The sequence below is a fragment of the Liberiplasma polymorphum genome, assembly GCF_043951795.1.
Classification (GTDB): Bacteria; Bacillota_I; Bacilli_A; order Izemoplasmatales; family Izemoplasmataceae; genus Liberiplasma; species Liberiplasma polymorphum.
This window is the reverse complement of record NZ_JBIOAG010000010.1, coordinates 25,909-51,429: the sequence shown is the minus strand read 5'-3', so window position 1 is coordinate 51,429 and position 25,521 is coordinate 25,909. Positions and strand designations below refer to the sequence as shown.

Sequence of the window (25,521 nt, the reverse complement as noted above, 5' to 3'; positions counted from 1 at the left end):
AAGGTTTAAACTTTACAGGTTTTAGTGTATTATTTTCTTAAAGAGATTTACGAAGAAGGTGTCGATATGCATTTTACTCCGATTTACTTAATCTTGATTCCTATTTTAAGCAGTTTGATTATTTATTTAGTCAAAAATAAGTTTGTTAATTATATTGCTTTAATCTCGCAAACACTTCTAACTATACTTGCTATTTTATATTACACCACCTATCAAGTCCCTGGTGGCATAGATGCCCCTTTAGTACAAATCGGTGGCTGGGCAACGCGTGTAGGAATTAGTTTACGTGTAGATTCTCTTAGTATGTCATTCATCTTTTTAACTTTATTTAGTTGGTGGATGGTTTTAATCTACATTTTTGATCGAAAAAAACATGATTACAATTTGCTTTTCTTTTTAATATTCTTACAAGGTGTCTTTTTAGGAATTGTTCAAACCAATGACTTATTTAATATGTTTGTATTTGTTGAATTAACGACGATTATTGTAACCATTTTAATCGCTTATAATAAAACGGGTGCTTCATTTAGAGCGGCCATTTATTACTTATTATTAAATACATCTGGTGTATTGGCGTTTTTAATCGGGATTATCTTAGTTTATAATGTTTTTGGAACCATTAACATTCAGATAATTACTGAAAACATGGAACTATATAAAGACTATACAGTCATAAAATATGCCTTTGCATTAATGCTTGCTGGTGTTAGTGTTAAAGCGGCATTATTTCCGGTATTTACCTGGTTACCTAAAGCACACGGGACGGCTAAAAGTTCAATCAGTGCTTTGTTGAGTGGATTAATTGTAAAGGGTGGACTTTATTTATTTATCCGTATTAATCAAATGTTTGCTGCTGCAGAGTTTAATTACCAAGATTTCTTTTTTGTCATTGGTGCAGTAACAGCACTACTGGGTATTATTTTCGCAATTTCACAAAAAGATTTAAAACAAATGCTAGCCTATTCAACCATTAGTCAAGTTGGACTGATCATGGTTGGATTATCCAGTCAAGATCCTCAAGTATTTTATGGTGGTGTTTATCATATATTTAACCATGCGCTTTTTAAGATATTACTCTTCTTAAGTGTTGGGGTTATTATCAAAGTCTTTAGTTCTAAAAAAATCGACGAAATTAGAGGAATGTTTAGGACTATGCCGTTAATTAGTATCGCCATGATTATCGGAATGTTAGCAATTACTGGCGCACCACTTCTTAATGGCTTCATCAGTAAATCGATTATTATCTATGGTTTTAGAGGCACCAACATAAAATATTGGACACTATTTATCGCAAATATTGGAACAGCAACCTTGTTTATGAAAATGGCAGTGATCTTTTTTGGAAAAAAACAAGTTTCTTACCGTATGCATCATTGGAGTTATGACATTGTTTTATCCACTTTAGCACTTGCTTGTATTTTGCTAGGGAATTTATATATTCCAATTGCAAGAGGATTCTTCGGTGTAGATTTAAGTGCGATTAGAGCGTTTAGTCTAGGGGCATTATTTGATTATGCGCTAGTCTTGCTAATTGCTTTTTTACTTAATTATTTCTTTATTAAAAAAGATTACGCGCCCCTTAAAGCTTTGAGAAATTTCCAATTATCATTTGAGCACGCTAATTATATTTTTATTGGTTATATTGCCTTGCTTACTGCATATTTTGTACTAATATAAATCAACGGTTTACTGTTTTTATAGGTTTAGTATTCTTAAGAAAAATATATAAAGCTTATAAATTTGAAGTTGTTATTTTAAGTATTAAAAAAAATGAATCCAAATTCGGATTCATTTTTTAATTTATTTTTTTGGAAACCAAGGAACAAACTTGTTCGTCTTTTTAGCATAGGATTGAAAGGCTTCGTTGTCCTTATATTTCTTTTCAAGTAAAGGAACCCCAGATACAAATAGCAATAATAAGGTAATGAGTATCGGTCCAACAATACCGTAGAAAAGAACAGGTTCCAACATAGAAATTGAAGTAATAAATATCCCAAACCATAGGAGGCTTTCACCAAAGTAATTTGGATGTCGTGTATATTTCCATAAGCCACTTTGCATAATTTTGCCTTTATTATTAGGATCTTTTTTAAACGTTTTTAACTGAGCATCACCAACTGCTTCAAATAAGATTCCAGTTAGCCAAACTAAAATCCCAGTAATTAAAATAATGATAGAATATGTTTCGCTTTGAAAATAAAAACTAAATGCAATCGGTAACGATATAATATACAACAAGATTCCTTGTAAAATAAAAACTTTTAAATAAGCTTGAATTAAAGCAGACCTACCCCATTTTTTACGCATCGCTACATAACGATAGTCTTCACCTTTTTTATGGTTACGTAAAAAGATATAAAAACATAATCTCAAGCCCCAGATACTAACTAGAACTAATATAATCAAAGGCACTAAAAATAGTGTTTCATTAAGTTGATATTGATAGACAAAACTAGATATACCAATCACAATAAACCCAAGACCCCAAGCAACATCAGCTAAACTGTTATCTTTTTTAAGTTGTGCCAACACATAAAAAACCGTAAAAAATACCCACAAAACAACTGCGTTAAATAAAAACATTAGTTAAATACCCCCATATAGATTAAGTAAGTAAACACACTTACAACAGCACCTAAGGTTGTCCCCCAAATTAAATCGATAATCGTAATAAATATAGGCCAATCCTTGAGTGTTGCAAGATTTGTTAAGTCATAGGTTGCATAGGTAATAAATCCAAATAAAGCTCCTAGTAATAAGGCTTGTGTCCATAATCCTTTATCGACAGCTGGCATGATTGCGAAAAATACCAAACCACCAATAAATATTAAGTAAAAAATAATTGCCGCTATCCAGTTTACGTTTGATTTTAATAAATGCCCAAGATATTGATTATATAGATTTTTAGCTACAACGCCTAACCAAAGTAAATCAATCGCAAAAAATACAATAAACGCGATGCCATAAAGTTTTAAAAATACTGCCATTAGTCCACTTCCTTTCTTAAATACATTTTAACACGATTCTTTAAAAGCCTTGTTAAATAAACAATTAAATAACATAAGTTTTTCTTAGTATTTTACTTTTTTTTGATATAATAAATATGACAATAAAGGAGTAATGCATATGAAGCGATTATATTTTCTTTTAAAAACACGTATGATGATGCCAATCATTTTCATTGTTTTATTTGCCATGGCATTTATGTTTGATGATGTTACAACTATTTATCAGGGTTACATCAATATATTAAGAAGTCCAAGTGTCTTAATCAGTGATTATTTACATATCGGTGGACTAGGGGCAACATTATTTAATGTTGCAACAATTATGCTTATTAATATATTGATGTTACGCTATTTAAAACTAAAAATGACAGGGCCTATTTTTGCAGGACTACTCACCATTGCAGGATTTTCTTTTTTTGGTAAAAATATATTTAATACAATCCCTATTTATATTGGGATCTATTTACACGCTAGACATCAAAAATTAGAATTTAAGTCTTTTATCATCGTTGTTTTATTTTCAACAGGGATTTCTCCAATTGTAAGCTTTTTAATTTTCGGAACCAATTGGCCATATTATGTTGGTGTACCAGCAGGGATTGTAGTTGGGATGTTTACTGGGTATATTCTACCAGTGTTGTCTGCACACACAATTCGCTTTCATAAAGGGTATAATCTATATAATATCGGATTTGCGATGGGCATCTTATCGATGCTTTATGCGGCAATGTTAACAAGTTTATTTAAGTTTGATTTATTTAGATTTGATTCAACAACAAGCGAAGCGTATCATCTTGAGTTATATATATTAGTTGTTATCATATCTAGCATTTTCATAATTAGTGGGTTTTTAAATGATTCACAAGTTTACAAAAAATACCCAATCATATTAAAGAGTACTGGGCGTTTAGTTTCTGATTTTATCCGTGATGCTGGAAAAGATATTACGATGGTTAACGTTGGTGTAATGGGATTTATATCATTAATAGCAATTACTGCTTTAGGCATTCAAATAAACGGGGCTGTTATGGGTGGGATATTAACAGTTATGGGGTTTGGGGCATTTGGAAAACACCCAAGAAATTCAATCCCAGTCATGTTAGGAGCTACCATTTGGTATCTTATTGTTAGAGAAACAACAGGTGAAGTCGGTGTCGGCTTAGCCATTGCGATATTATTTGTTACTGCAGTTGCACCGATTGCCGGTAGACATGGTGTATTGTTTGGAATCATCGCTGGGTTTGTTCACATCGTCCTTACCCCATATACTTACGTATTCCAAGGGGGATTTGACTTGTACAACAATGGATTTGCTGCAGGATTTGTTGCTGCAATACTAATTCCCATATTTGATTTTATCAGAAAAGATAAACTTGAGGAGGATGTCACATGATTAACAAACAAGAAATTAGAATCGTCACAAAAATCATTAGAGAACTAAGTTTATTTTATATGATCCATGGATATAAACAATTTAATATAGATGTAAAATATGAAGATAAAGTTACTTATTTTGTTACAACGATATCGCCACCAAAATCTGATTTTATTGCGCGCATGAAAGAAAAAATTTCTCGAGAGCGAGAAATGGAAGTAGAAACATATGGATGGGAATTAATTGGTGATATAGATTCTAAAAGTGAACTTGAGATTATAGGGTTATTAATTGATGATATGATTGTCCAAGAAAAAGAAGATAAAGTCATCATTACATTAACAAGAATTAACCGATATAAAGGGTAAAAAAACACCATTTTTTATGGTGTTTTTCAATTAAATACGGCATAATTAAAGTAACAAAGATTAAAGAGGTGAAGTAATGAGTATAGCTATTATTTATGCAACAAAAACGGGTGTAACAAAAGATATTGTAACAAAAATAAAAACGAGTAGGCTTGATGTTGAAGTTATCGATTTAGTTCATACCAAGATAGTGGATTTATCAAACTACCACACAGTCATATTCGGTTCAGGAATTCGAATGGGTATGGTGTTATCGCCCATATCTAAATTTATTAAAAAAAATCAAGATAGTTTAATTCAAAAAAATATTGGCTTTTTTGTAAGTGGTGCGGATAGTCATGCTTTAATCTGTGATATTTTAGTAAAGACGATCCCTAAAGAGCTAGTAGAAAACGCTTTGTTTACCATCCATTGTGGCGGTGAGTTTCGATATGAAAGACTCGGACGTTTATCAAAAATGATTATAAAAATGGTTTCTAAACAAAAAGAAAAAACAGAAGATAAAGAAGAAGTTAATATTAATCAAAGCGCGGTTACTAAACTGATAGATGCTGTTAGTAACTTATGAAACGCATTGTAATAAGCTTAAGTATATTTTTCTTAATTATGCTAGTATTTATCATCCCGTTTTCAGTTTTTTTACTACGTGGAATGAACGATGTATTATCAGAAGAAATTACATCTATAGATATTACCTCTCTAGAAGATGGTGTTTATTTAGGAAGTTATACAAAGTATCGTTGGCAAAATACAATCGAAGTAACCATCTTAGATGGACAAATAACAAAGATTACCATAATTGATGATATGCGCATGCCTAATGAACAAGTTCAAACAATATTGTTTGAACGCATTATAGCAGACAACTCGATTGATGTTGATGTTGTAGCCTCAGCAACCGTTTCTAGTAAAGCGTACTTAAAAGCAATTGAGGACGCGCTTAAAGATTAAAAAAAGCAACGCATTAGTTACAATTGCGTTGCTTTTTGTGTGGTTTTAAAATGAACTTTTGCTATTTTTCTTAAAGTCTTTTCACCTTTAGTATCTAAAATGAATTTAGCAAGCTCATCAACTTTTCCTGAGGCTCCTTTTAACAAAGGGACACCAATTTTTTCACTGAGTTGATCTAACTTAGTTATAAAACTATATCGAGCAATTATACTCGCAACAGCGACACTTAAATAATAACTTTCTGCTTTGGTTTGAAAATGCGTTGGCATAATCAGCCCTTTAAAATCTTTAGTATAGTTTTTATACTGGGCTTCAGTACAAAATTGGTCTACAATAATCGGTACTTTTAAACCGATTTTTTTAGTTAAATGTTTATGACATTGTGCATGCAAATGGGCTTTTAACTTATGCGCATTATACCCTTTTTCAATCATTTGATTATATTTTTCATTGTCTAAAATTAACAATGAATAAGGGATTTTTTCTATTAACTGAACTGCGATCTTTTTAATTTCAACGTCTTTGATTAGTTTAGAATCTTTAATTTTCAAGGTTTTAAGCCAAGAAATGTGTTCTTCACCAACATAGGCTGCACAAACAGTTAATGGACCAAAATAGTCACCAACACCCGATTCATCACTACCAATCGATGGCAAGTAATAATCACTATGCATTTCTACTTTAATGGGTTGTTTAAAATCTTCTAATCCAAATTTTTCTTGCCAAAATAAAGCATGTTTCGCGGCAGTTTTACCTTGAAACACAACTTTGTTTGTGTGGTACACTGTAATGGTCAATTCGTTATCAGTAATAACACGTTTAATGTGTGTATTATCTGATGGTTCCGCTTCATTTTTATAGTAATCTAAAAAGAAAAGAACTTGCTCACTAGTTAATGAAAGGACAAAGTTCATAATTTTCACTTCCTTTACTGTATTTTACCATGAAATAGTGTAAAATGATATCGATAAGGAGTTGATTCTATGCGATTTGATATAAAAAAATTAGAATTTGACAAAATCGTTACGATGATAGCGAGTTATGCGGACACTGTTATCGGAAAAGAAAAAGTATTTGAATTGTCTCCAATGACCTTAAAAGAAGACATAGAAAAACATTTACTTGAAACCGATGAAGCAACCGGCTTTATCAAAGAACGTATCACCCCATCATTTGGTGGCATATATGATTTAAGAGAAGCGTTAAAACGCGCAAGAATTCAAGGGCTTTTAGCGATTCGAGATTTTTTAGATATTGCCAGTCATATAGAGGCTTCAAAAAGGATTAAAAAAGAACTCTACAGATTAAGTGAACGGTTAGAGCAACCTGTAAGTTTAGAACAATATGCAGAAGAAATATTTATCTTAAACGAATTAAGAAAAAACATTCTCGATGTCATGAATGAACAAGGTGAAATTTTATCAACTGCCTCAGCATCTTTAAAAAGCATTAGAAGTGATATAGAAGTTACCGAAAAACATATTAGAAGTGCATTAGATTCAGTCTTAAAAAAAGATGCGAAAAAATTAACTGAACAAATTGTAACCATACGATATAATCGTCATGTTGTTCCTGTTAAAATTTCAGAGAAAAACAACTTTAAAGGGACTATTTTAGATTACTCTAGCAGTGGAGAAACGGCCTATATTGAACCAGAAACTGTCAGAGATTTATCCAGTAAAAAACTCCGACTTGAAGCAGACGAGAAAAAAGAAATCGAACGTATTTTATATCAACTCACCTTGCATGTATATGAAAACTATGAAATGTTAACTCAAAATCAAACGATTATCGCCTACTTAGATTTCGTTTTTGCTAAAGCTAAATATGGATACCATACAGAATCCGTTAGACCTAAAATTGGTAAGACGATTCATTTAATTAAAGCACGACATCCGTTAATTTCAAAAGATGAGGTAGTTCCTAACAACATCACCTTTGATGAAAACATTAAAACATTAGTTATTACAGGATCAAATACAGGTGGAAAAACCGTTACACTAAAAACTGTTGGATTGCTAGCTATTATGATGCAAAGTGGGTGTTTAATTCCAACATTACCTGAGAGTAGTCTACCTATATTTAATCAAATTAGAGCAGATATTGGGGATGAACAAAGTATTGAACAATCACTTTCAACTTTTTCTTCTCATATGAGTAATATTGTTAGTATCGTCAATAACGTGACCCCACATAGTTTAATATTACTTGATGAGTTAGGTAGTGGTACTGATCCGAATGAAGGATCAAGCTTAGCTATGAGTATTTTAGATTATCTCGATCAAAAAGATGTGATTGTTTTAGCTACGACGCATTATCCAGAATTAAAAGCGTATGCTTATACAAAACCATCCATTATGAATGCTAGCGTAGAATTTGATGAGGTCTCATTAAAACCAACGTATCGATTACTACTTCGTACACCAGGAGAATCACATGCTTTTTTAATTAGTGATAGACTTGGTTTAAATTCTACGATTATTAAAGCGGCACAAACACGTGTTTTAACAACAAAAACTGAAATTAGTGATCTTATAACCACCCTAAGACAAGAAGGTAAGCGTCTTGATCAACTTATTCAGTCGTATGAAAAACTACTTAAAGAAAATTTAGAAGAACAATCAAAAGTAAGTCAACTAAAACAAACATTACAAGCGGAACGTTCTAAATTAAAAGAAAAACTGGCTTTAGAAAACCAACGTGTGCTAGATAAACTAAAAGAAGAAGCGCTAGAACTCATTCAAAATCTAGAAACATTGAAAACAAAATCTTTTAAAGAACACGAACTTGCAGAACTTAAATATTTAGCTAGAAATCTTACCGCAAAAACTGAAACTGCTAAATCAAAATTAGATCATGTTTATAACGTTGGCGATCAAGTTTACTTAATCAAGTACAATCGTTATGGTGAACTCATTAAAAAGCAAAAAAACAAGCAATGGCTTGTAAAAATGGGGGCACTTAATAGTGTCTTTAAAGAAGAAGATTTCGAATATGCAGAAGATCAAAATCAACAAACTGATAAAAAACCATTATCTAAAGCAAAAGCCATTAAAAAATCTGTCCCACCAGAACTCGATTTAAGAGGCTTGCGTGTGCATGAAGCAGAAGACGCCCTACAAAAATACTTAGATGATTGTGCAGTCGCAAACATGCCTTTTGCCAGTATTATTCACGGTTTTGGGACATTAGCACTTCGAAAAATGGTGCACGATCAAGTTAAATCTCATCCACTAGTTAAACAATTTCGCGATGGTGAAGCTGGAGAAGGTGGACAAGGGGTTACAATTATTTATTTTACTTAATAAACACAGTAGTGCAATTTGATTGTAATCGTGTATAATAATTAGTATAATGAGCGTGTAAATTAATTAAGGAGGAACATATCTTATGTCAAAAGTAGTATTTGCAGACAACACAAATTTAGAAGAACTAGTAAAATCAGAAGCGTTAGTCTTATTAGATTTCTATGCAGACTGGTGCGGACCATGCAAAATGATTGGTCCAGTATTAGAACAAGTAGCAAGTGAAAATCCGGATATTAAAGTTGTTAAAATAAACGTTGATGAAAACATCGGTTTAGCACAACAATATGGTGTTCAAGGCATTCCAGCATTATTTGTTTTAAAAGAAGGCGATGTCGTTGCTCAAAAAGCAGGATTTATGCCTAAAGATGCCCTTGTAAACTGGGTACGTAGTGTTTAAATTGTAATCAAAGCCTAACTCGTTAGGCTTTTTTTCTGCACGAAAACGAATGTTTTGTGACTTTTTATTGAAATAGTGTATAATATACACGGTGAAGAATATGGATGGAATTATTGTAATTAACAAACCACTTGGTTTAAGTAGTCACGACTGTGTTAGTAAACTAAGAAAAATTTATAAAACCAGAAAAATCGGTCATTCAGGTACGCTTGATGTAGAGGCAACTGGTGTCTTAGTTTTAGGCGTGAATAAAGGAACGAAACTCTTAAACTACCTAAATCAAGATGAAAAAACGTATGAGTTCGATGTTTATTTTGGCGTAGAAACTGATACGCTTGATCATACAGGGAAAGTCATAGGCGAAAACCCTATTTTTGATTTATCTAAAATCGATTCAGTAATCCAATCTTTTATTGGTGAATATCTTCAAACGCCACCTGCTTATTCTGCCGTAAAAGTTCAAGGAAGAAAACTCTATGAATATGCACGCAATGAAGAGACTATTCCTTATGTAGACCCTAGAAAAATTAAGGTGTATCATTTTGAACGCCTATCAGACGTTTCAAATACAGACACTTTACCCATAATTTCGTTTAAAGTCCATGCATCAAAAGGACTTTATGTTAGACAGTTAGCACTAGATCTTGCCCAAAAGCTTGATACGGTTGCTCATACGACGCGTATCCACCGCACTCAAGCAGGTGATTACACCTTAGATGATGCGATTAAACTAGATGAGGTTATAGTTGAAACCCCATTAATCAGTATGACCAATGCTTTAAGGAGTCTAGCATCAATTACGTTAGATGAAACGGATTATTTTGCCGTCAAAAACGGTCAAACACTTCCGTTAAACTGTAATGAAGACTTAGTAAAACTCGTTGATAAGCAAAATAACTTGCTCGCAATTTACGAACGTGAACAAGAAACGTATAAAGCAAAAAATGTATTTATGTAAAGAGGTTTAATTATGGAAATTATAAAACTTAATGGTATAAAAATTGCTCCAAACACCGTCGCCGCTATCGGTTTTTTTGATGGTGTCCATTTAGCCCATAAAACATTGATTGAAACAATGAAAAATCATGCAAAAGAACACGCTTTAAAAACAGCTATTATTACATTTGATATTCATCCAAAAAGTGTTTTATTTGATTTAGACTATACTTATATCACACCGATTGAAAGAAAAATAGAAAAAATTGCTACCTTAGGCGTTGATTATCTATATCTAATTGAATTTTCAAAAGATAAAGCGAAGTTATCCCCTGAGGCATTTATTGATACGTATTTAAACGGGCTTCACACGCTCGTGTGTGGGTTTGATTTTAAATTTGGGGTAAGAGCTAGTGGTACGGTTGAAACCCTTAAAAACCACAAAGAATTTAATACCATTGTTGTTGGTGAATTAACATACGAAGGCTACAAGATTGGTAGTACCCATATAAGAGACTTAATACTAAGTGGTCAAGTCAATCATGTTTTAGAAACATTAGGTGATTATTATTCAGTTCGTGGCGAAGTAATCCACGGAGAAAAAAAAGGTAGAGCAATTGGGTATCCCACTGCTAATATCGATACTGGGGATTATTTAATCCCTAAAAAAGGTGTTTATGCTACTAAAACCAAAGTAAATGACATTTGGTATCCTTCAATGTCAAGTATTGGACATAACCCAACTTTAAACTGTAAAACAGATTTGAGTGTAGAAAGTTATCTCTTTGATTTCGACCGTCAAATTTATGGTGAAATCATTGAGATTAAGTTCATAAAAAGACTCCGTGATGAAATTAAATTTAATAGTGTAGAAGCCTTAATCGATCAAATTAAGCAAGATGAAATTGAAACATTAAACATTTTAAAAAATATTGAATAAAACTTGCGTTTATTTTTAAGTATGCTATAATAATAATCGCGCCTAATTCATGGTTTTGCGAGACTCCAACGCACTTCTAAGAATCAGGGTAAAATAAGAAAATAAGGAGGAATAAACATGGCTTTAACTAAAGAAGCAAAACAAGCAATCGTTGAAGAATATCGCTTAAAAGATGGTGACACAGGTTCACCTGAGGTTCAAGTAGCTATTCTTACTAAAGAAATTCTTGAACTTAACGAGCATTTAAAAATTCATCGTCATGATCATGCATCACGTCGTGGATTATTAATGAAAGTTGGACAACGTCGTAACCTAATGAAATATTTAGCGAAAAAAGATGTTGTTCGTTACCAAACACTAGTTAAAAAACTTGGATTAAGACGATAAAAATAAGCGCTCGCGCTTATTTTTTTTTGAAATCAGTGTTTTTCTTTGATAGTCCTTTTAAAATAGGATGATTTGTTTTATAATAGCCGTAGATAAACACGAGAGGATTGATATGTTTTGACAAAAAAAGAGCGAAGAATTAACCAAATAACCACTTTGGCTATCGCGGCACTTATTTTATTAATTTTATTATTGGTGCGTGAACTTTTTTCAAATGCTATAGGGTTGTTTATGAAAGCATTTATAGCGATTTTATTACCATTTTCAATCGCTTTATTCATCAGTTATCTTGTTGCACCAGTGTTTAAGCTATTAGAAAAAAGAATCAAACAAAAAAATCGTTTAATTAATACAGTATTAGTATTTTCTGGGATTACCGTTTTATTAATATTGTTTGGACGATTTGCAGGGTTGTTAATCTATGAACAAGGCATTGCTTTTCTTCAAAATGACTGGCCAAGAATCATAGATTATTTTCAAACTACATTTAATGAAGATTCTATTTTCCATCCAATTTATCTATGGATAGAAGAACGTGTAACATTTGGAGACGGCGAACCAATTACAGTAGATATCTTTAGAATTTTTCAAAGCATAACGACGATTATTATTACGATTGTTTTAGTCCCAGTTTTTTTATTTTTCATTTTAAATGATCGTGAACGTATATTTGAAAGTTTAATATCGGTTATTCCTAAAAAGTACCGTGTTCATGCGATTGAATTAAGTAAACGCGCCAATCAAGTCGTTGAAAACTATTTTAACGGTAGATTTATTAGTATGTTTGTGATGGCAATATTCTTTACGATTGTATTTTTCATATTAGGGTTTAAAGAGCGTAGTGTTTTATTTGGATTTATGTTAGGATTCTTTGACGTTGTACCTTATGTAGGGCCTTTTATTGCTATTATCTTACCTGTTTTATATAGTTTTACAGAACGTGATACACTTATGTTTGGACAATATGCCCCATTAGCGATTTTAATAATTAACATTATTGGTCAAATGATTCAAAATAATATTGCCCAACCTTTATTTATGGCAAAAGAAACAAAAATTCATCCATTATTAGTATTAAGTGCATTTGTATTTTTCGGTTATTTATTTGGCGTTGTTGGATTAATTTTAGCCATCCCAATTACTGGTACGATTAAATCGACCCTTTTATATGTTCGCGAGTTGAACGAGGAAAAATTATTACTAGATAAAGAAGAAATGAAAAAAATCAGGGAGGCAAAAGAATGATAATCATCAAGAATGCACGACTTTATACGATGGAAGATATTTATAATGAGTTAGGTTTTATTGCTATTAAAGATGGAAAAATCCTTGAAGTTGGTAGAGAGTTTAATGCTGAAAATTATGAAGGATATGACATCATTGATGCTGAAGGTAAAATAGTAACGCCGGGGTTAGTAGACCCTCACTGTCATATCGGTGTTATGGAAGAAGCTATCCAATTTGAAGGCAATGATACAAACGAAATGACTAATCCTATTTATCCTGAATTAAGAGGATTAGACAGTGTTTTTCCTAATGATATGGCTTTTGGATATACCTATAAAAGTGGGATTACAAGTGTTGTTACAGGTCCAGGTAGCGCCAATGTTATTGGTGGAACATTTACCGCATTAAAAACGGTTGGAAACACCGTGGATGCGATGGTATTTAAAGAAGAAGTATGTATGAAAATGGCTTTAGGTGAAAATCCAAAACGTGTTTATAGTGGTCAAAAGAAAGCGCCTTCTACCCGCATGGCAAGCGCTGCATTAATGCGTGAATATTTAATGCGTGCAAGAGATTATCATATGCAGCTAAAAGCATTTGAATCAGGTGAAGAAAATGCAACTAAACCAAGTTTCGATATGAAACTACATAGTTTACAACGTGTATTTGATGGCATGCTTGTTAAAATTCATGCACATAGAAGCGATGATATTATGACTGCAATTAGAATTATTAAAGAGTTTAATCTTAATGCAACCATAGAACATGCAACAGAAGCTTACTTAATTGCTGATGCGGTTAAAGAAAGCAAAGTGCCTTTAATTATAGGGCCAACCTTAGGTGCAGCTTCTAAATATGAGTTAGTTAGAAAATCTTTTAAAAGCGCAAAAATTTTAGAGGATCATGATATTTTATTTGCGATTATGACAGATCATCCAGTCATAACCTTAGATACAACATTAGTTCAAGCTGCATTATTTGTAAAAGAAGGACTTTCTGAGAAGAAAGCATTAGAGGCATTAACAATCAATGCCGCAAAACTCAATCAAATTGAAGACCGAGTAGGGTCACTTAAGAAAGGTAAAGATGCCGATATTGTTATATGGGATAATGAATTATTCAACATAATGGTAAGACCAACACTAGTTATGATTGATGGTCAAATCGTGCATAAAATTTAGAAGGTGTAATTTTGGGAGATTTATTAGATAGTATTCATCCAATAGTATTATATATACTTATATTTGTTGTAAAAAGCTTTGAAGTTTCCTTAGCTACTGTACGTATTGTTTTAATTACGAAAGGTGAACGATTAAAAGGGGCTACAATAGGCTTTTTCGAAGTTATTATTTGGGTTGTTATCGCCGCAACGGTATTGACTAATGTTGCAGAAGACCCATTTAAAGTCGTTGTATATGCTGCTGCGTTTGCTTTAGGGAATTTTTCTGGTAGTAAAATTGAAGGTAAAATGGCGCTGGGAACAGTTAATATTGAAGCCATTGTCAAAAAAATTCACGGAAAAAAACTTTCTATTGAACTAAGAGAAATGGGCTTTGCAGTTACAGCAGTTGATGCTTATGGTAGAGACGATCGTAAAGAAATTTTATATATGCATATTCCACGTAAACGAACACAAGAAATTATTGATGTAATTAAGTCCTATCAAAAGGATGTCGTCATAACTGTTAATGACATTCGCCCAGTTTATGGTGGTCATGGAATTTTAAGAAAGTAAAGAGCGACTTTGTCGCTTTTTCTATACATTTACCATGTTTTATGGTATTATAATTAATTGTAGAAAATAGAAGATAAGAGAAAAGAGGAAAAAGAATGAGTGAAGCCAAAAGATTCACATTTGACTTCAATGGGAGAAACCTCGTAGTAGAAATCGGTGAACTAGCAAAACAAGCTACTGCTGCAGCGATTATACGTTATGATAAAACTGCCGTTTTAAGTGTTGCGCAAGCATCAAAAGAACCGTCAGAACTAGATTTCTTTCCATTAATGGTCATGTATACAGAAAAACTGTATGCAGCGGGAAAAATCCCAGGAGGCTTTTTAAAACGAGAAGGACGACCTTCCGAGTTAGAAACATTAACGGCGCGTTTAATTGACCGCCCACTACGTCCATTGTTTCCAGATGGATTTAAGTATGATATTCAAATTATTAACACTGTATTAAGTGGAGACATTAATTGTTCCCCACCAATGACAGCAATGTTTGGTAGTAGTTTAGCTTTAGGGTTAAGCCCAATGCCATTTAAAGGCCCAATCGCAGGTGTTTTAGTAGGGCGTGTTGATGGAGAGTTTGTTGTTAACCCAACCGAAGAACAACTTGTACGTTCAGATATCGATTTAATTGTTGCAGGAACTAAAGATGCAATCAATATGGTTGAAGCTGGCGCAAAACAAGTTTCTGAAAAGGACATGCTTGAAGCAATTATGTATGGTCATGATTGGATTAAAAAACTCGTGGCATTCCAGGAAGAAATTATTGCTGAACTAGGTCAAGAAAAAATTGCATGGGTAAAACCAGAAGAAAACGAAACCGTTGTTTCGTATATAGAAAAAAATGCTGAAAAAGAACTTATTGTAGCTGCTGGGATTCATGATCGTACTGAAAGATCTACAGTAGTTAAAGCGATTCAAGAAAAAGTAATTACAGCACTTGAAGCGCAGTTTTCAGATTTAGATAAAGACGACCGTAAAAAACTTTTAAAAACCGCAAAATCTTTAATGGATGATGTAATTAAAAAAGAAGTCCGTCGTTTAATTATCGAAGAAAAAGTTAGACCTGATGGTCGTGATTTAGCAGAACTTCGTGCATTAAATTCTAAAGTAGATATTTTAGAATTAACACACGGAAGTGCTTTATTTACACGTGGACAAACACAAGCATTAAGTATTACAACACTTGGTGCTTTAGGAGAAAGTCAGTATATTGACGGACTTGGTGAAACTGATAATAAACGTTTCATGCTTCATTATAATTTCCCAGCATACAGTGTTGGAGAAACAGGACGTTACGGTCCACCAGGTAGAAGAGAAGTCGGTCACGGTGCTTTAGGTGAGCGTGCGTTAATTCAGGTTTTACCTAATGAAGAAGATTTTCCTTATACGATTCGTATCGTATCTGAGATTCTTGAAAGCAATGGTTCTACAAGTCAAGCAAGTATTTGTGCGGGTTGTATGAGTTTAATGGCTGCAGGGGTTCCAATTTCTGCACCAGTTGCAGGAATTGCAATGGGATTAATTAGTGATGGAAAAACCTCACGTGTATTAACCGATATTCAAGGGTTAGAAGATCATCTAGGGGACATGGACTTTAAAGTTGCTGGAACTAAAGATGGGATTACTGCCTTACAAATGGATATTAAAATTGATGGATTATCAAGAGATATCCTAGAAGAAGCTTTAGAACAAGCACGTATTGGACGCTTACAAATATTAGAAAACATGTTACAAGCAATTCCAGAAGCGCGTAAAGAAGTATCTAAATATGCGCCTAAAGTTAAAGTCATGCTTATTGATCCTGATAAGATTCGTGATGTTATTGGCCCAGGTGGGAAACAAATTACACAAATTATTGAAAAATGTAATGACGTTAAAATCGATATTGAACAAGATGGTCGTGTTACATTAATGCATATTGAAATGGCACCGATTGAGTGTGCGGTTAAGTTTATCGAAAACATTGTTAGAGTAGCTAAAGTTGGCGAAGTTTACAAAGGTAAAGTTGTACGAATTGAAAAGTTTGGATGCTTTGTTGAGTTATGGAAAGGTACTGACGGATTATGTCACATATCAAAACTTGCTCATGACCGTGTAAACAAAGTTGAAGATATCGTCAAACTTGGTCAATTAATCGATGTTAAAGTTATCGGTATTGATGACAGAGGACGTATAGATTTATCTCATGCTGCAACGATACCTAAACCAGAAAAACAAGAAAAAGCTCCAACTGACAAAAAAGAATAATGATTGACGAACCAACGCTCGTTTGTTATTGTGAACTTGTCACAGAAGATACGATTATAAAAGCAATAAAATCTGGTGCTAAAACACCAGAAGAAATTACGAAAAAAACCCATGCAGGACGTGCATGCGGCTCTTGTATAGAAACAATAGAAATACTTATAGAAAACTCTAAATAACCTTTCGTTTGGGGTAATCGAGCCTATCTTGAATAGGTTAGGAAAGTCCATGCTAGCACAAGCTGGGATGCTTGTAGTGATTGTGATAGCGGAAACCATAACGCTATGCACCTTTATTGGTGACGGCTGAGAAAATACCTGTTAAATGGTATGAGTATCTTTAAAAGTGCCACAGAGACGAGCTTAAGAAGAAATTCTTAAGGTGGAACGGGTAAACCCCGCAAGTTAGAAACCCAAATATTGGTAGGGGCACTTTTCAAGGGGAATTGAACCTAAGAAAAGGCGGAAACGCAGATAAATGATTACCACCGGAAACGGGACAGAACATGGCTTACAAGAACGAGAGGAAAAAAGACGCATTCGTGCGTCTTTTTTAAATGAAAATAATTGAAAAAAAAGTGTAAGTAGTGTAAAATAACTAGAGCGTTTGAAAGGAAGATGACGATGTCAAAACAACTTGATATTGAAGCGATTAAAAGTCGTCAAAAAATGATAAGAAATTTTTCTATCATTGCCCACATTGATCACGGTAAAAGCACACTGGCAGACCGTATTTTAGAACACACTAAATCTGTTACTGCTCGCGAAATGAAAGAACAGTTACTCGATTCTATGGATTTAGAGCGTGAACGTGGGATTACCATTAAATTAAATGCCGTTGAAATTAATTATTTACATACCGATGGCGAACAATATATTTTTCATTTAATCGACACCCCAGGGCATGTCGATTTTACGTATGAAGTATCTAGAAGTTTAGCGGCCTGTGAAGGGGCGCTTTTAGTAGTTGATGCTGCGCAAGGAATTGAAGCTCAAACGCTTGCGAATGTATATTTAGCCATAGATAACAATCTAGAAATTTTACCAGTTATAAATAAAATAGATTTACCCAGTGCAGACATTCCAAAAGTTAAAAAAGATATTGAGGATGTTATTGGCCTAGATGCTAGTGATGCGATATTAGCAAGTGCTAAAGAAGGCATCGGTATTGACGAAATAATGAACCAAGTTATTAAAAAAATCCCTTCACCAAAAGGGGATCCTGAAGCGCCACTTAAAGCACTTATCTTTGATTCTTATTATGACCCTTACAAAGGAATTATTCCTTCAATTAGAATTGTTGAAGGTACCGTTCAAAAAGGAGACGTTATTAAAATGATGTCTACCGGAAAATGTTTCGAAGTGATTGAAGTAGGTGTTACCACCCCTAAACAAGAAAAAAGAGAATATTTGGCTCCAGGTGATGTAGGTTACTTAACCGCAGCCATCCGTTCAGTTGAAGATGTTCGTGTTGGTGATACAATTACCCAACAAAAACCAAGTGCAAAAGAGCCACTACCTGGTTATAGACAACTAAATCCAATGGTGTTTTGCGGATTATATCCAATTGATTCTAATGAGTATGTTGATTTAAGAGAAGCCTTAGAACGGCTAAAACTAAATGATGCCAGCTTAATTTTTGAACCTGAAAATTCTCAAGCTTTAGGCTTTGGATTTAGAACAGGATTTTTAGGCATGTTACATATGGAAATTATTCAAGAACGTATTGAAAGAGAATTCGGTATTAGTCTAATTGCGACTGCACCAAGTGTTATTTACAATGTTTATATGGAAAATGGGGATGTTAAAACCATTGATAACCCTAGTTTATTACCTGAGATGCAGTATATTGATCGAATTGAAGAACCTTATGTAGAAGCTGTACTAATGACCCCTAAAGAATATGTCGGTAATGTGATGGAATTATGTCAAAATAAACGTGGTTTATTCCAAGACATGAAATATTTGGGTGATACACGTGTTCAAATTACCTATCATTTACCATTACTTGAAATCGTTTATGATTTCTTCGATAAATTAAAGTCCTCAACGAAAGGGTATGCCTCATTAGATTATGAATTCTACGGATATAAACCAAGTAAACTTGTAAAAATGGACATTTTGATTAACGGTATTGTCGTAGATGCCCTATCTACGATTGTGCATAAAGATTTTGCCTTTAAAAGAGGAAAAACTATTACTGAAAAACTTAAAGATTTGATTCCTAGACATATGTTTGAAGTGCCTATACAAGCGGCGCTCGGTCATAAAATTATTGCTAGAAGTAGTATAAAAGCAATGCGTAAAAATGTATTAGCTAAGTGTTATGGTGGCGATATAACCCGTAAGAAAAAACTTCTTGAAAAACAAAAAGAAGGTAAGAAGCGTATGAAAAATGTTGGTAATGTTGAAGTACCACAAGAAGCATTCTTATCTGTACTATCCCTCGATGACTAACACGCTTTTTGCGTGTTTTTCTTTCTACAACATTGTGACTGTGATAAAATAATATGTTAAAATAAGAAGGTGTAAGTATGCTTGGTTTATATATTCATATTCCATTTTGTACCGTACTTTGTACATATTGCGATTTTGTTAAAGAAATTGCTAAACCAGAAAAAAAATCAACTTATGTTGATGCGCTTATATATGAGTTAAAACTTTTCACTAAATATTATAAACAATTTGATACCATCTATATTGGTGGTGGGACACCGAGTAGTTTAAGTGATGATGATTTGACAAAATTACTTGGAGCCATTCAAAACGAAATCGATATTAAACATGTGAAAGAGTATACCATTGAATGTAATCCAAATGATTTAACGATAAAAAAAGCAATGATTTTTAAGAAATACGGCATTAACCGTGTTAGTTTAGGTGTTCAAACATTTAATGAAAAACAGTTAAAGTTTTTAAATCGTTTGCATACGAACGAACATGTGTTTAATACAGTTAACATGCTAAAAGCTGTTGGAATTACAAACATTAGTGTTGATCTCATTTTTAGTTTAATTAATCAAACCATTGATGAAGTACTTGAAGATATCACACAAGTTGTAAAACTCGACATCAATCATATCTCTTACTACAGCTTAATCCTTGAAGAACGTACAAGACTCCATCATTTAGTTTCGATAGGTAAAGTTAAAATGAATGAAAATGATTTAGAAGGCTTAATGTATGAAACCATCATTGATAAACTAACTGAACATGGTTATACGCATTATGAAGTTAGTAATTATGCAAAAGATAACCATGAATCCTTACATAATAAAATTTACTGGTTAAACCACGATTATATTGGTATTGGTGCAGGTGCTCATGGTAAAATTCATGAAGAACGATACTATAACATTAGTTCAGTAAAAAAATACATAGAAACAGTTAAAGACCATAAAAGACCTATTGATACTATTTATCCTTATGAAGGGTTGCGTGATGAAATGCTTATGGGATTAAGACTCTTAAAAGGCATCCATGTACCAACAGTAAATGATAAATATGCCATTGATTTATTTAACCGTTATCCAAAACTAACTGACTTTATTGAACAAGGCTACTTACAGTTAAAGTCTGAGTATCTAAGCTTTACACGCAAAGGATTATTATTAGGTAATCATATTTTTGAAATATTTTAAGAGGATAAACTATGTTAAAACAACTGTTAAAAGAATTTGAATATGAACTTAAATCTACGCATCAAATGAGTAAAAACTCTGTTGAAGCGTATTTAGGTGATTTAAAACATTACTTAAAATATCTCGAGTTCAAAGGGATAACTGATCCTAAATTTATTACAAAAGACATTGTTAAAAGCTATTTAATGAATTTAAGGAAACATCAAACTGCCGCAAGTACAGTTAACCGTAAGTTAAGTTCAATGAAAAAGTTTCATCAGTTTTTATTACAAGAAAAACTAGTGGATGATAATATCATCTTATTAATTAATCGTCCTAAAAAAGCGAAAAGATTACCGGATGTTTTATCCCTTGAAGAAATTGAACGCATGATTAAAATCGCATCGGTTAATACGTTGTTAATGAAAAGAAATTTAGCGATGATAGAATTACTTTATGGGTCTGGATTAAGAATTAGTGAACTACTCGATCTTAAAATAAATGACTTACATATTAATATGGGATTTATTAATGTTATTGGAAAAGGTTCTAAAGAACGCATTGTGCCAATCGGTTCTGAAGCGGCCAGCGCTCTTAAAAAATATTTAGAAAGTAGTCGATTAGAACTAAGTAAAAAATCTACACCCTATGTATTTTTAAACCGCTTTGGTGCACCAATTAGTAGGGTAGGATTTTATAAAATCCTAAAAGAAATCGCTAAAGAAGCGCAAATTGCTAAAGATGTAAGTCCACATACCTTGCGTCATAGTTTTGCGACGCACTTATTAGAAAATGGTGTAGATTTAAGATATGTTCAAGAAATGTTAGGACATAGCGATGTATCAACCACAGAAATCTACACCCATATAAATAAAAAACAACTAATTGCTGTGTATGATGCTTTTCATCCACATGCGAAAAAGGAGAAGTGATCCAATGTATAAAAGAATATTTTTGATTGTCATTGATAGTGTTGGAATTGGTGAAATGCCAGATGCAAAAGATTATGGAGATGTTGGCGCAAATACTATTAGGAACATTAGTTTAGCTACAAACGGGATAACACTACCTAATATGGAAGCACTAGGCTATGGAAACTTAACTGAAATTAAAGGCGTGAACCCTGTTTCTAATCCAAAAGGTTACTATACTAAAATGGCTGAAATAAGTGTCGGAAAAGATACTATGACAGGACATTGGGAGTTAATGGGACTTAGAATTGACACCCCATTTCAGACTTTTACAGATACGGGCTTTCCTGAATCTCTCATTAAAGAGTTAGAAGAAAAAACAGGTAGAAAAATTGTTGGAAATAAAGCAAGTAGTGGAACGGTAATTCTAGATGAATATGGTGAGCATCACTTAAAAACGGGTGATTTAATTGTTTATACTAGTGCGGATTCTGTTTTACAGATTGCAGCACATGAAGAAGTTGTTAGTGTAGAAGAACTCTATAAAGCTTGTGAGATTGCTAGAGAACTTACACTTGCTGATGCGTATAAAGTTGGTCGAGTAATTGCTCGTCCATTCCTCGGTGATAGAGTTGGTGAATTTAAACGCACTTCTAATCGCCATGATTACGCATTAAAACCATTTGGAAAAACTACTTTAAATTATTTAGAAGAAGCTGGTTATGATGTGGTATCATTTGGTAAAATTAAAGATATTTATGACGGCGAAGGCATTACTGAAAGTTATAAACAAGACGCAAACAAAGATGGGATGGAAAACTTTACTAACTTTACAGAAAAAGATTTTAAAGGTCTTGCATTCTTAAATCTTGTTGATTTTGATGCGTTATATGGTCATAGAAGAGATCCACAAGGCTATAAAGAAGCACTTGAAGAGTTTGATGCTCAATTAGAAGTCTTAATAGGGAAGTTAAAAGAAGACGATTTATTGATGATTACTGCTGATCACGGAAATGATCCAACTCATGAAGGAACTGATCATACAAGAGAGTATGTACCATTACTAGTTTATAACAAAAAATTAAAAGGTGGCCCTTTAACTCAGCGTGATACCTTTGCAGATATTGGGGCAACCATCTCTGAAAACTTTAATGTAAAACAAACACGTTTAGGCACAAGCTTTTTAAAAGAATTAAAATAAAAAAAATCGCTATTTATAGCGATTTTTTTAATATTTTTGCTCAATTTCAGTTCGTTTTGTTTTGTATTGTTCATGCAATGTTTTATGAATGGCTTTTTGTTTAGTATTTTGAGAAGAACTTGAAGCTTTTAAGAAGCGTTTATAGGCTCTAATTGTTGAATCTAGGTGTTTATTAATACTTTTAATTTTACTGTCAATATGATTAATATGACTTTGGGTTTCTGCCTCAACTTTTTGCAGAATTTTTTTATAATCTGCTTTATGAGTTGTTTCAAGTTGTTTGGCTTTTTGCAACTTAGCTAATAGCCTTTCATCATTTAATGTATTGTTTTTTACTTGAGTGAGTAAATTTTCGGCATTTTTAATTTGAGTTAAGTAATCACTACTTTTTTCTTCAATGATTTCAATAGATTCTAATAATTGTTTTTTAAGACTTTCTATCGTTTCACTATGATTACTATGTGCTAGTTCCATGGCTTCGAATATACGTATTTCTTCTTTAGAGTCTTCTTTAACTAATGATTTTAGTTGTTCGTTAAGTTCTTCAATACGGTTTTTTGGTTTTTCTAATTTTTCAGCTAATTGCGCATCCGCTTCTTTTAAAGCATCATCTAAACGCTCTTGAGCTGTCACATTTGCTTCTGATTCGATATAAGGCACTAAAGTTTCTTCATGTTTTTTCGAGAATAATTCTAATTTATCCTGACTTTGTTGGAGTAGTTCATTGAATGTGTCTATTGTTTTATCACGAAGCTTAACAGCATCTTCAATGGCTTTATCTGCTCGTTTCTGCGAGGCATCAATTTGTTTTGAATAACGAATGATTTGAGGGTCATTGGCTTCGTTTTGATCGATTGTTCCAATTAACCCGTTATAAGTTGCATTAATTTGATCTTCTTGATCTTTTAATTTTTTACGGTCCTTTTGTTCTGTGAATAAAGCCATTCTATAAGCAAGTGTTTCAAGTTTTTGATCACGTTCTTTTATTAATTGATTGCGATCATATAAGTATTTTTGCTTGGCTGTATTTAATTTTTGTTGAGCGTAGCTTATTTCTTGTTCTTTAGAACGTTCAATATTTTCAAGACGGGCTTCAAATTCTTTTTCAGCAAATTTAATTTGCTGCTGAGCAAAGTGAATTTGACTTTCAACCGTCGTTTTAACCATTGCTTCATTAACACCAATCCCAATATTTAAACGTTCAGCTTGACTCTTTGTCAAATCAACTTCACTTTCAAATAAAGATTGAATTTTAATAAGCTGTAACTCGTGTTCTTTCTCAGCAATCTCAACTAATGCATGTTGATAAATTAACTCGTTTTTAGCTTCTTCCTGAGCTCGTATGGTTTCAACTTCAGTAAGCTTTTCATCGGTTACCTTACGTTTTAACAACTGTTTTACGATGTGTTGATGATCAACATTTTCAGTCATAACATCAAAGGCATGGGCTAATTTTAAAGAAAAGATTTCTTCATCAAAGGCTTTTTTTCTTAAGTCTTTTGCAAGCATTAATTGAAGACTTTTAATTTCATTGTTAAGTGGCTGAATGAGTTCTAGTTGCTCAACTTCATTTTTCATAAACGTAATCGTTTGAGAGATGATTAATGATTCAATCGCATCCGCAAACTTTAATAAATCTTTCTTATAGTTTAGTAAGTTTTGATGGAATTTTTTTAAGTCAGTTGCTAGTTGTGTATTTACTTTTTTATCATTTTCCATCGATTTTTGATCTTCGCGTAATTTAAATAAGGAACGCGATTCATTAAACTTAATTTTTTCAATTTCTAATTGATAACGTTGCTTAAATAAGTCTTCTTCATGCTTGAGTTCTAATGCTTTTCGCTGTTTTATTAAGTTATCTTTGTCTTTTTTTGTTTGTGATGCTGCAAGTTGTTTAACTTTTTCTTCATATAAACTTAGATTTTTCTTTTCTAAATCATCATATTTTTTCATTAACGTTTGTAGTTTTTTAATATCTTTTTGCTTTTCAGCCATCATGATGTCGAATTTCATTTGCTTTAAATCTTCTTGTAGCGTTTCACGCATTTGCTTTTCTTCTTTTAAACGTTTTTCATATTTTGCTTTTAATTTTTTAATGGTATCTTTTTCAATCGTAACCATTTGTTCATCAATTTGATTACGTTTTTCAATAAAAATTTCATCAATTGACTTAATTTTTTGTTCTATCTTTTCAACAGCCTTTTGATAAAGCGCTGTAATTTTGTCATTTAAAATATCATCATCGACACTTTGGTAGAAGAAGTGTTGTCTGGACTCAGTTAACTCCTTAAATGCACTATGAAGTTGTTCAAAGAGTGATTGAATGGTATCGTCTTGATTGTAATAACCAGATAGTTTTTTCTCGAGTTCAGCTTCATCAGATAAAAAGACTTTTTCAAGCATGACTTGATTATTATAAAATAATCGCTCAACCCAAGTCATAAGGGTATCTTTAAGCGGAATGAAATAAGAATCACTGAGTTGATCTTCATGCGTTTTTTCTTCTGTGATGATATCAATAATGCGGTTTTTTAAAATTGTTAAATGGGTTTGAACAGGATGATCAATGTGATAACGACTGTCAAAAAGACGCATTGTGTTTAATGCATCAAATATTTGATCTTTTGATTGTAAGAGGTAATTAAACTGCTCAATCGTAGTTTCTTGATCTTTTTGATCGATATCTTGTTTTAAAGAATCAATTGCAGCGTTAATTATTTTTAGACGATCTTGTGTTTCTTGTACACGCTTTATATGACTTTCTTTAACTTTTTGATTGGCTTCATAAACCTCTTTGATGAGTTTTTGTAGGAGTTCGGATTCCTTTTGTAAATCCTCATCAATTAGCAAAGCAAGATCTTTATTCACTTTTGAAAGGGTTGCAATTTCATATTTGTTTTTTGCCATCAAGATCAACC

General features: G+C 32.7%; 23 protein-coding genes and 1 other RNA gene. 20 read left to right on the top strand and 4 right to left on the bottom strand.

The genetic code is table 11. The features are described 5' to 3' along the window. Nucleotides 1-66 precede the first annotated feature (66 nt). Nucleotides 67-1,677, top strand: coding sequence for a complex I subunit 5 family protein (locus ACHAJD_RS03630; protein WP_435584503.1), 1,611 nt, complete (start codon nucleotides 67-69; stop codon nucleotides 1,675-1,677). Nucleotides 1,678-1,800: 123 nt separating this feature from the next. Here the strand turns inward: ACHAJD_RS03630 and ACHAJD_RS03625 are convergent, their stop codons facing one another. Beyond that, the gene (locus tag ACHAJD_RS03625) at nucleotides 1,801-2,583 is read right to left on the bottom strand and encodes a DUF1295 domain-containing protein (protein WP_435584502.1); all 783 of its coding nucleotides are present in this window, start codon (nucleotides 2,581-2,583) and stop codon (nucleotides 1,801-1,803) included. Then, the gene (locus ACHAJD_RS03620) at nucleotides 2,583-2,987 is read right to left on the bottom strand and encodes a DUF2177 family protein (RefSeq protein ID WP_435584501.1); all 405 of its coding nucleotides are present in this window, start codon (nucleotides 2,985-2,987) and stop codon (nucleotides 2,583-2,585) included. Before ACHAJD_RS03620 ends, ACHAJD_RS03625 begins: the two co-directional genes overlap by 1 nt. A gap of 139 nt (nucleotides 2,988-3,126) precedes the next feature. Here ACHAJD_RS03620 and ACHAJD_RS03615 point away from each other — a divergent pair, with 139 nt between their 5' ends. The 4 genes from ACHAJD_RS03615 (at nucleotide 3,127) to ACHAJD_RS03600 (ending at nucleotide 5,702) form a co-directional block, all read left to right on the top strand. Beyond that, a complete protein-coding gene (locus ACHAJD_RS03615) occupies nucleotides 3,127-4,401 on the top strand; it encodes a DUF1576 domain-containing protein (RefSeq protein ID WP_435584500.1) in 1,275 nt (424 codons plus the stop codon). Then, entirely contained in the window at nucleotides 4,398-4,751 is a 354-nt protein-coding gene (locus ACHAJD_RS03610; RefSeq protein ID WP_435584499.1) for a hypothetical protein, read from the top strand. Before ACHAJD_RS03615 ends, ACHAJD_RS03610 begins: the two co-directional genes overlap by 4 nt. A gap of 76 nt (nucleotides 4,752-4,827) precedes the next feature. Next, nucleotides 4,828-5,319: a flavodoxin domain-containing protein gene (locus ACHAJD_RS03605; protein ID WP_435584498.1), complete on the top strand. Its 492-nt coding sequence runs from the start codon at nucleotides 4,828-4,830 to the stop codon at nucleotides 5,317-5,319. After that, nucleotides 5,316-5,702, top strand: a complete 387-nt coding sequence (locus ACHAJD_RS03600; RefSeq protein ID WP_435584497.1) for an FMN-binding protein — start codon at nucleotides 5,316-5,318, stop codon at nucleotides 5,700-5,702. Before ACHAJD_RS03605 ends, ACHAJD_RS03600 begins: the two co-directional genes overlap by 4 nt. Before the next feature lie 17 nt (nucleotides 5,703-5,719). Here the strand turns inward: ACHAJD_RS03600 and rnhC are convergent, their stop codons facing one another. After that, nucleotides 5,720-6,616, bottom strand: coding sequence for a ribonuclease HIII (rnhC, locus tag ACHAJD_RS03595; protein ID WP_435584496.1), 897 nt, complete (start codon nucleotides 6,614-6,616; stop codon nucleotides 5,720-5,722). 69 nt (nucleotides 6,617-6,685) lie between these two features. Between rnhC and ACHAJD_RS03590 the strand changes: the two genes are divergently transcribed. The 15 genes from ACHAJD_RS03590 (at nucleotide 6,686) to deoB (ending at nucleotide 22,603) form a co-directional block, all read left to right on the top strand. Next, entirely contained in the window at nucleotides 6,686-9,007 is a 2,322-nt protein-coding gene (locus ACHAJD_RS03590) for an endonuclease MutS2 (RefSeq protein WP_435584495.1), read from the top strand. A gap of 85 nt (nucleotides 9,008-9,092) precedes the next feature. After that, complete coding sequence (trxA, locus tag ACHAJD_RS03585) at nucleotides 9,093-9,407, top strand: thioredoxin (RefSeq protein WP_435584494.1); 315 nt, start codon at nucleotides 9,093-9,095, stop codon at nucleotides 9,405-9,407. A gap of 100 nt (nucleotides 9,408-9,507) precedes the next feature. Next, nucleotides 9,508-10,365 (top strand): tRNA pseudouridine(55) synthase TruB, encoded by an 858-nt coding sequence (gene truB, locus ACHAJD_RS03580; protein ID WP_435584493.1) that lies wholly within the window; start codon nucleotides 9,508-9,510, stop codon nucleotides 10,363-10,365. A gap of 12 nt (nucleotides 10,366-10,377) precedes the next feature. Next, complete coding sequence (locus tag ACHAJD_RS03575) at nucleotides 10,378-11,283, top strand: bifunctional riboflavin kinase/FAD synthetase (RefSeq protein ID WP_435584492.1); 906 nt, start codon at nucleotides 10,378-10,380, stop codon at nucleotides 11,281-11,283. Nucleotides 11,284-11,400: 117 nt separating this feature from the next. Further along, a complete protein-coding gene (gene rpsO, locus ACHAJD_RS03570) occupies nucleotides 11,401-11,670 on the top strand; it encodes a 30S ribosomal protein S15 (RefSeq protein ID WP_435584491.1) in 270 nt (89 codons plus the stop codon). 195 nt (nucleotides 11,671-11,865) lie between these two features. After that, nucleotides 11,866-12,915 (top strand): AI-2E family transporter, encoded by a 1,050-nt coding sequence (locus tag ACHAJD_RS03565; protein ID WP_494337900.1) that lies wholly within the window; start codon nucleotides 11,866-11,868, stop codon nucleotides 12,913-12,915. Next, nucleotides 12,912-14,078, top strand: a complete 1,167-nt coding sequence (locus tag ACHAJD_RS03560) for an amidohydrolase (RefSeq protein WP_435584489.1) — start codon at nucleotides 12,912-12,914, stop codon at nucleotides 14,076-14,078. Before ACHAJD_RS03565 ends, ACHAJD_RS03560 begins: the two co-directional genes overlap by 4 nt. A gap of 11 nt (nucleotides 14,079-14,089) precedes the next feature. After that, nucleotides 14,090-14,632: a DUF2179 domain-containing protein gene (locus ACHAJD_RS03555; RefSeq protein ID WP_435584488.1), complete on the top strand. Its 543-nt coding sequence runs from the start codon at nucleotides 14,090-14,092 to the stop codon at nucleotides 14,630-14,632. Nucleotides 14,633-14,727: 95 nt separating this feature from the next. Continuing rightward, nucleotides 14,728-16,875 carry a polyribonucleotide nucleotidyltransferase gene (locus ACHAJD_RS03550; protein ID WP_435584487.1) on the top strand — a complete coding sequence of 716 codons (2,148 nt, stop codon included), beginning with the start codon at nucleotides 14,728-14,730 and terminating at the stop codon, nucleotides 16,873-16,875. Next, nucleotides 16,875-17,051, top strand: a complete 177-nt coding sequence (locus ACHAJD_RS03545; protein ID WP_435584486.1) for a (2Fe-2S)-binding protein — start codon at nucleotides 16,875-16,877, stop codon at nucleotides 17,049-17,051. The genes ACHAJD_RS03550 and ACHAJD_RS03545 overlap by 1 nt, the downstream gene beginning before the upstream one ends. A 5-nt stretch (nucleotides 17,052-17,056) precedes the next feature. Next, nucleotides 17,057-17,390, top strand: an RNA gene (gene rnpB, locus ACHAJD_RS03540) — RNase P RNA component class B. A gap of 105 nt (nucleotides 17,391-17,495) precedes the next feature. Next, nucleotides 17,496-19,328 carry a translation elongation factor 4 gene (gene lepA, locus ACHAJD_RS03535; RefSeq protein WP_435584485.1) on the top strand — a complete coding sequence of 611 codons (1,833 nt, stop codon included), beginning with the start codon at nucleotides 17,496-17,498 and terminating at the stop codon, nucleotides 19,326-19,328. A 77-nt stretch (nucleotides 19,329-19,405) separates the two neighbouring features. Further along, nucleotides 19,406-20,512: a radical SAM family heme chaperone HemW gene (gene hemW, locus ACHAJD_RS03530; protein WP_435584484.1), complete on the top strand. Its 1,107-nt coding sequence runs from the start codon at nucleotides 19,406-19,408 to the stop codon at nucleotides 20,510-20,512. A gap of 11 nt (nucleotides 20,513-20,523) precedes the next feature. Further along, nucleotides 20,524-21,423, top strand: a complete 900-nt coding sequence (gene xerD, locus ACHAJD_RS03525) for a site-specific tyrosine recombinase XerD (protein WP_435584483.1) — start codon at nucleotides 20,524-20,526, stop codon at nucleotides 21,421-21,423. A 4-nt stretch (nucleotides 21,424-21,427) separates the two neighbouring features. Continuing rightward, nucleotides 21,428-22,603 (top strand): phosphopentomutase, encoded by a 1,176-nt coding sequence (deoB, locus tag ACHAJD_RS03520; RefSeq protein WP_435584482.1) that lies wholly within the window; start codon nucleotides 21,428-21,430, stop codon nucleotides 22,601-22,603. Nucleotides 22,604-22,630: 27 nt separating this feature from the next. Here deoB and ACHAJD_RS03515 read toward each other — a convergent pair whose 3' ends face one another. Continuing rightward, nucleotides 22,631-25,510 carry a coiled-coil domain-containing protein gene (locus tag ACHAJD_RS03515; protein ID WP_435584481.1) on the bottom strand — a complete coding sequence of 960 codons (2,880 nt, stop codon included), beginning with the start codon at nucleotides 25,508-25,510 and terminating at the stop codon, nucleotides 22,631-22,633. Nucleotides 25,511-25,521: the final 11 nt, after the last annotated feature.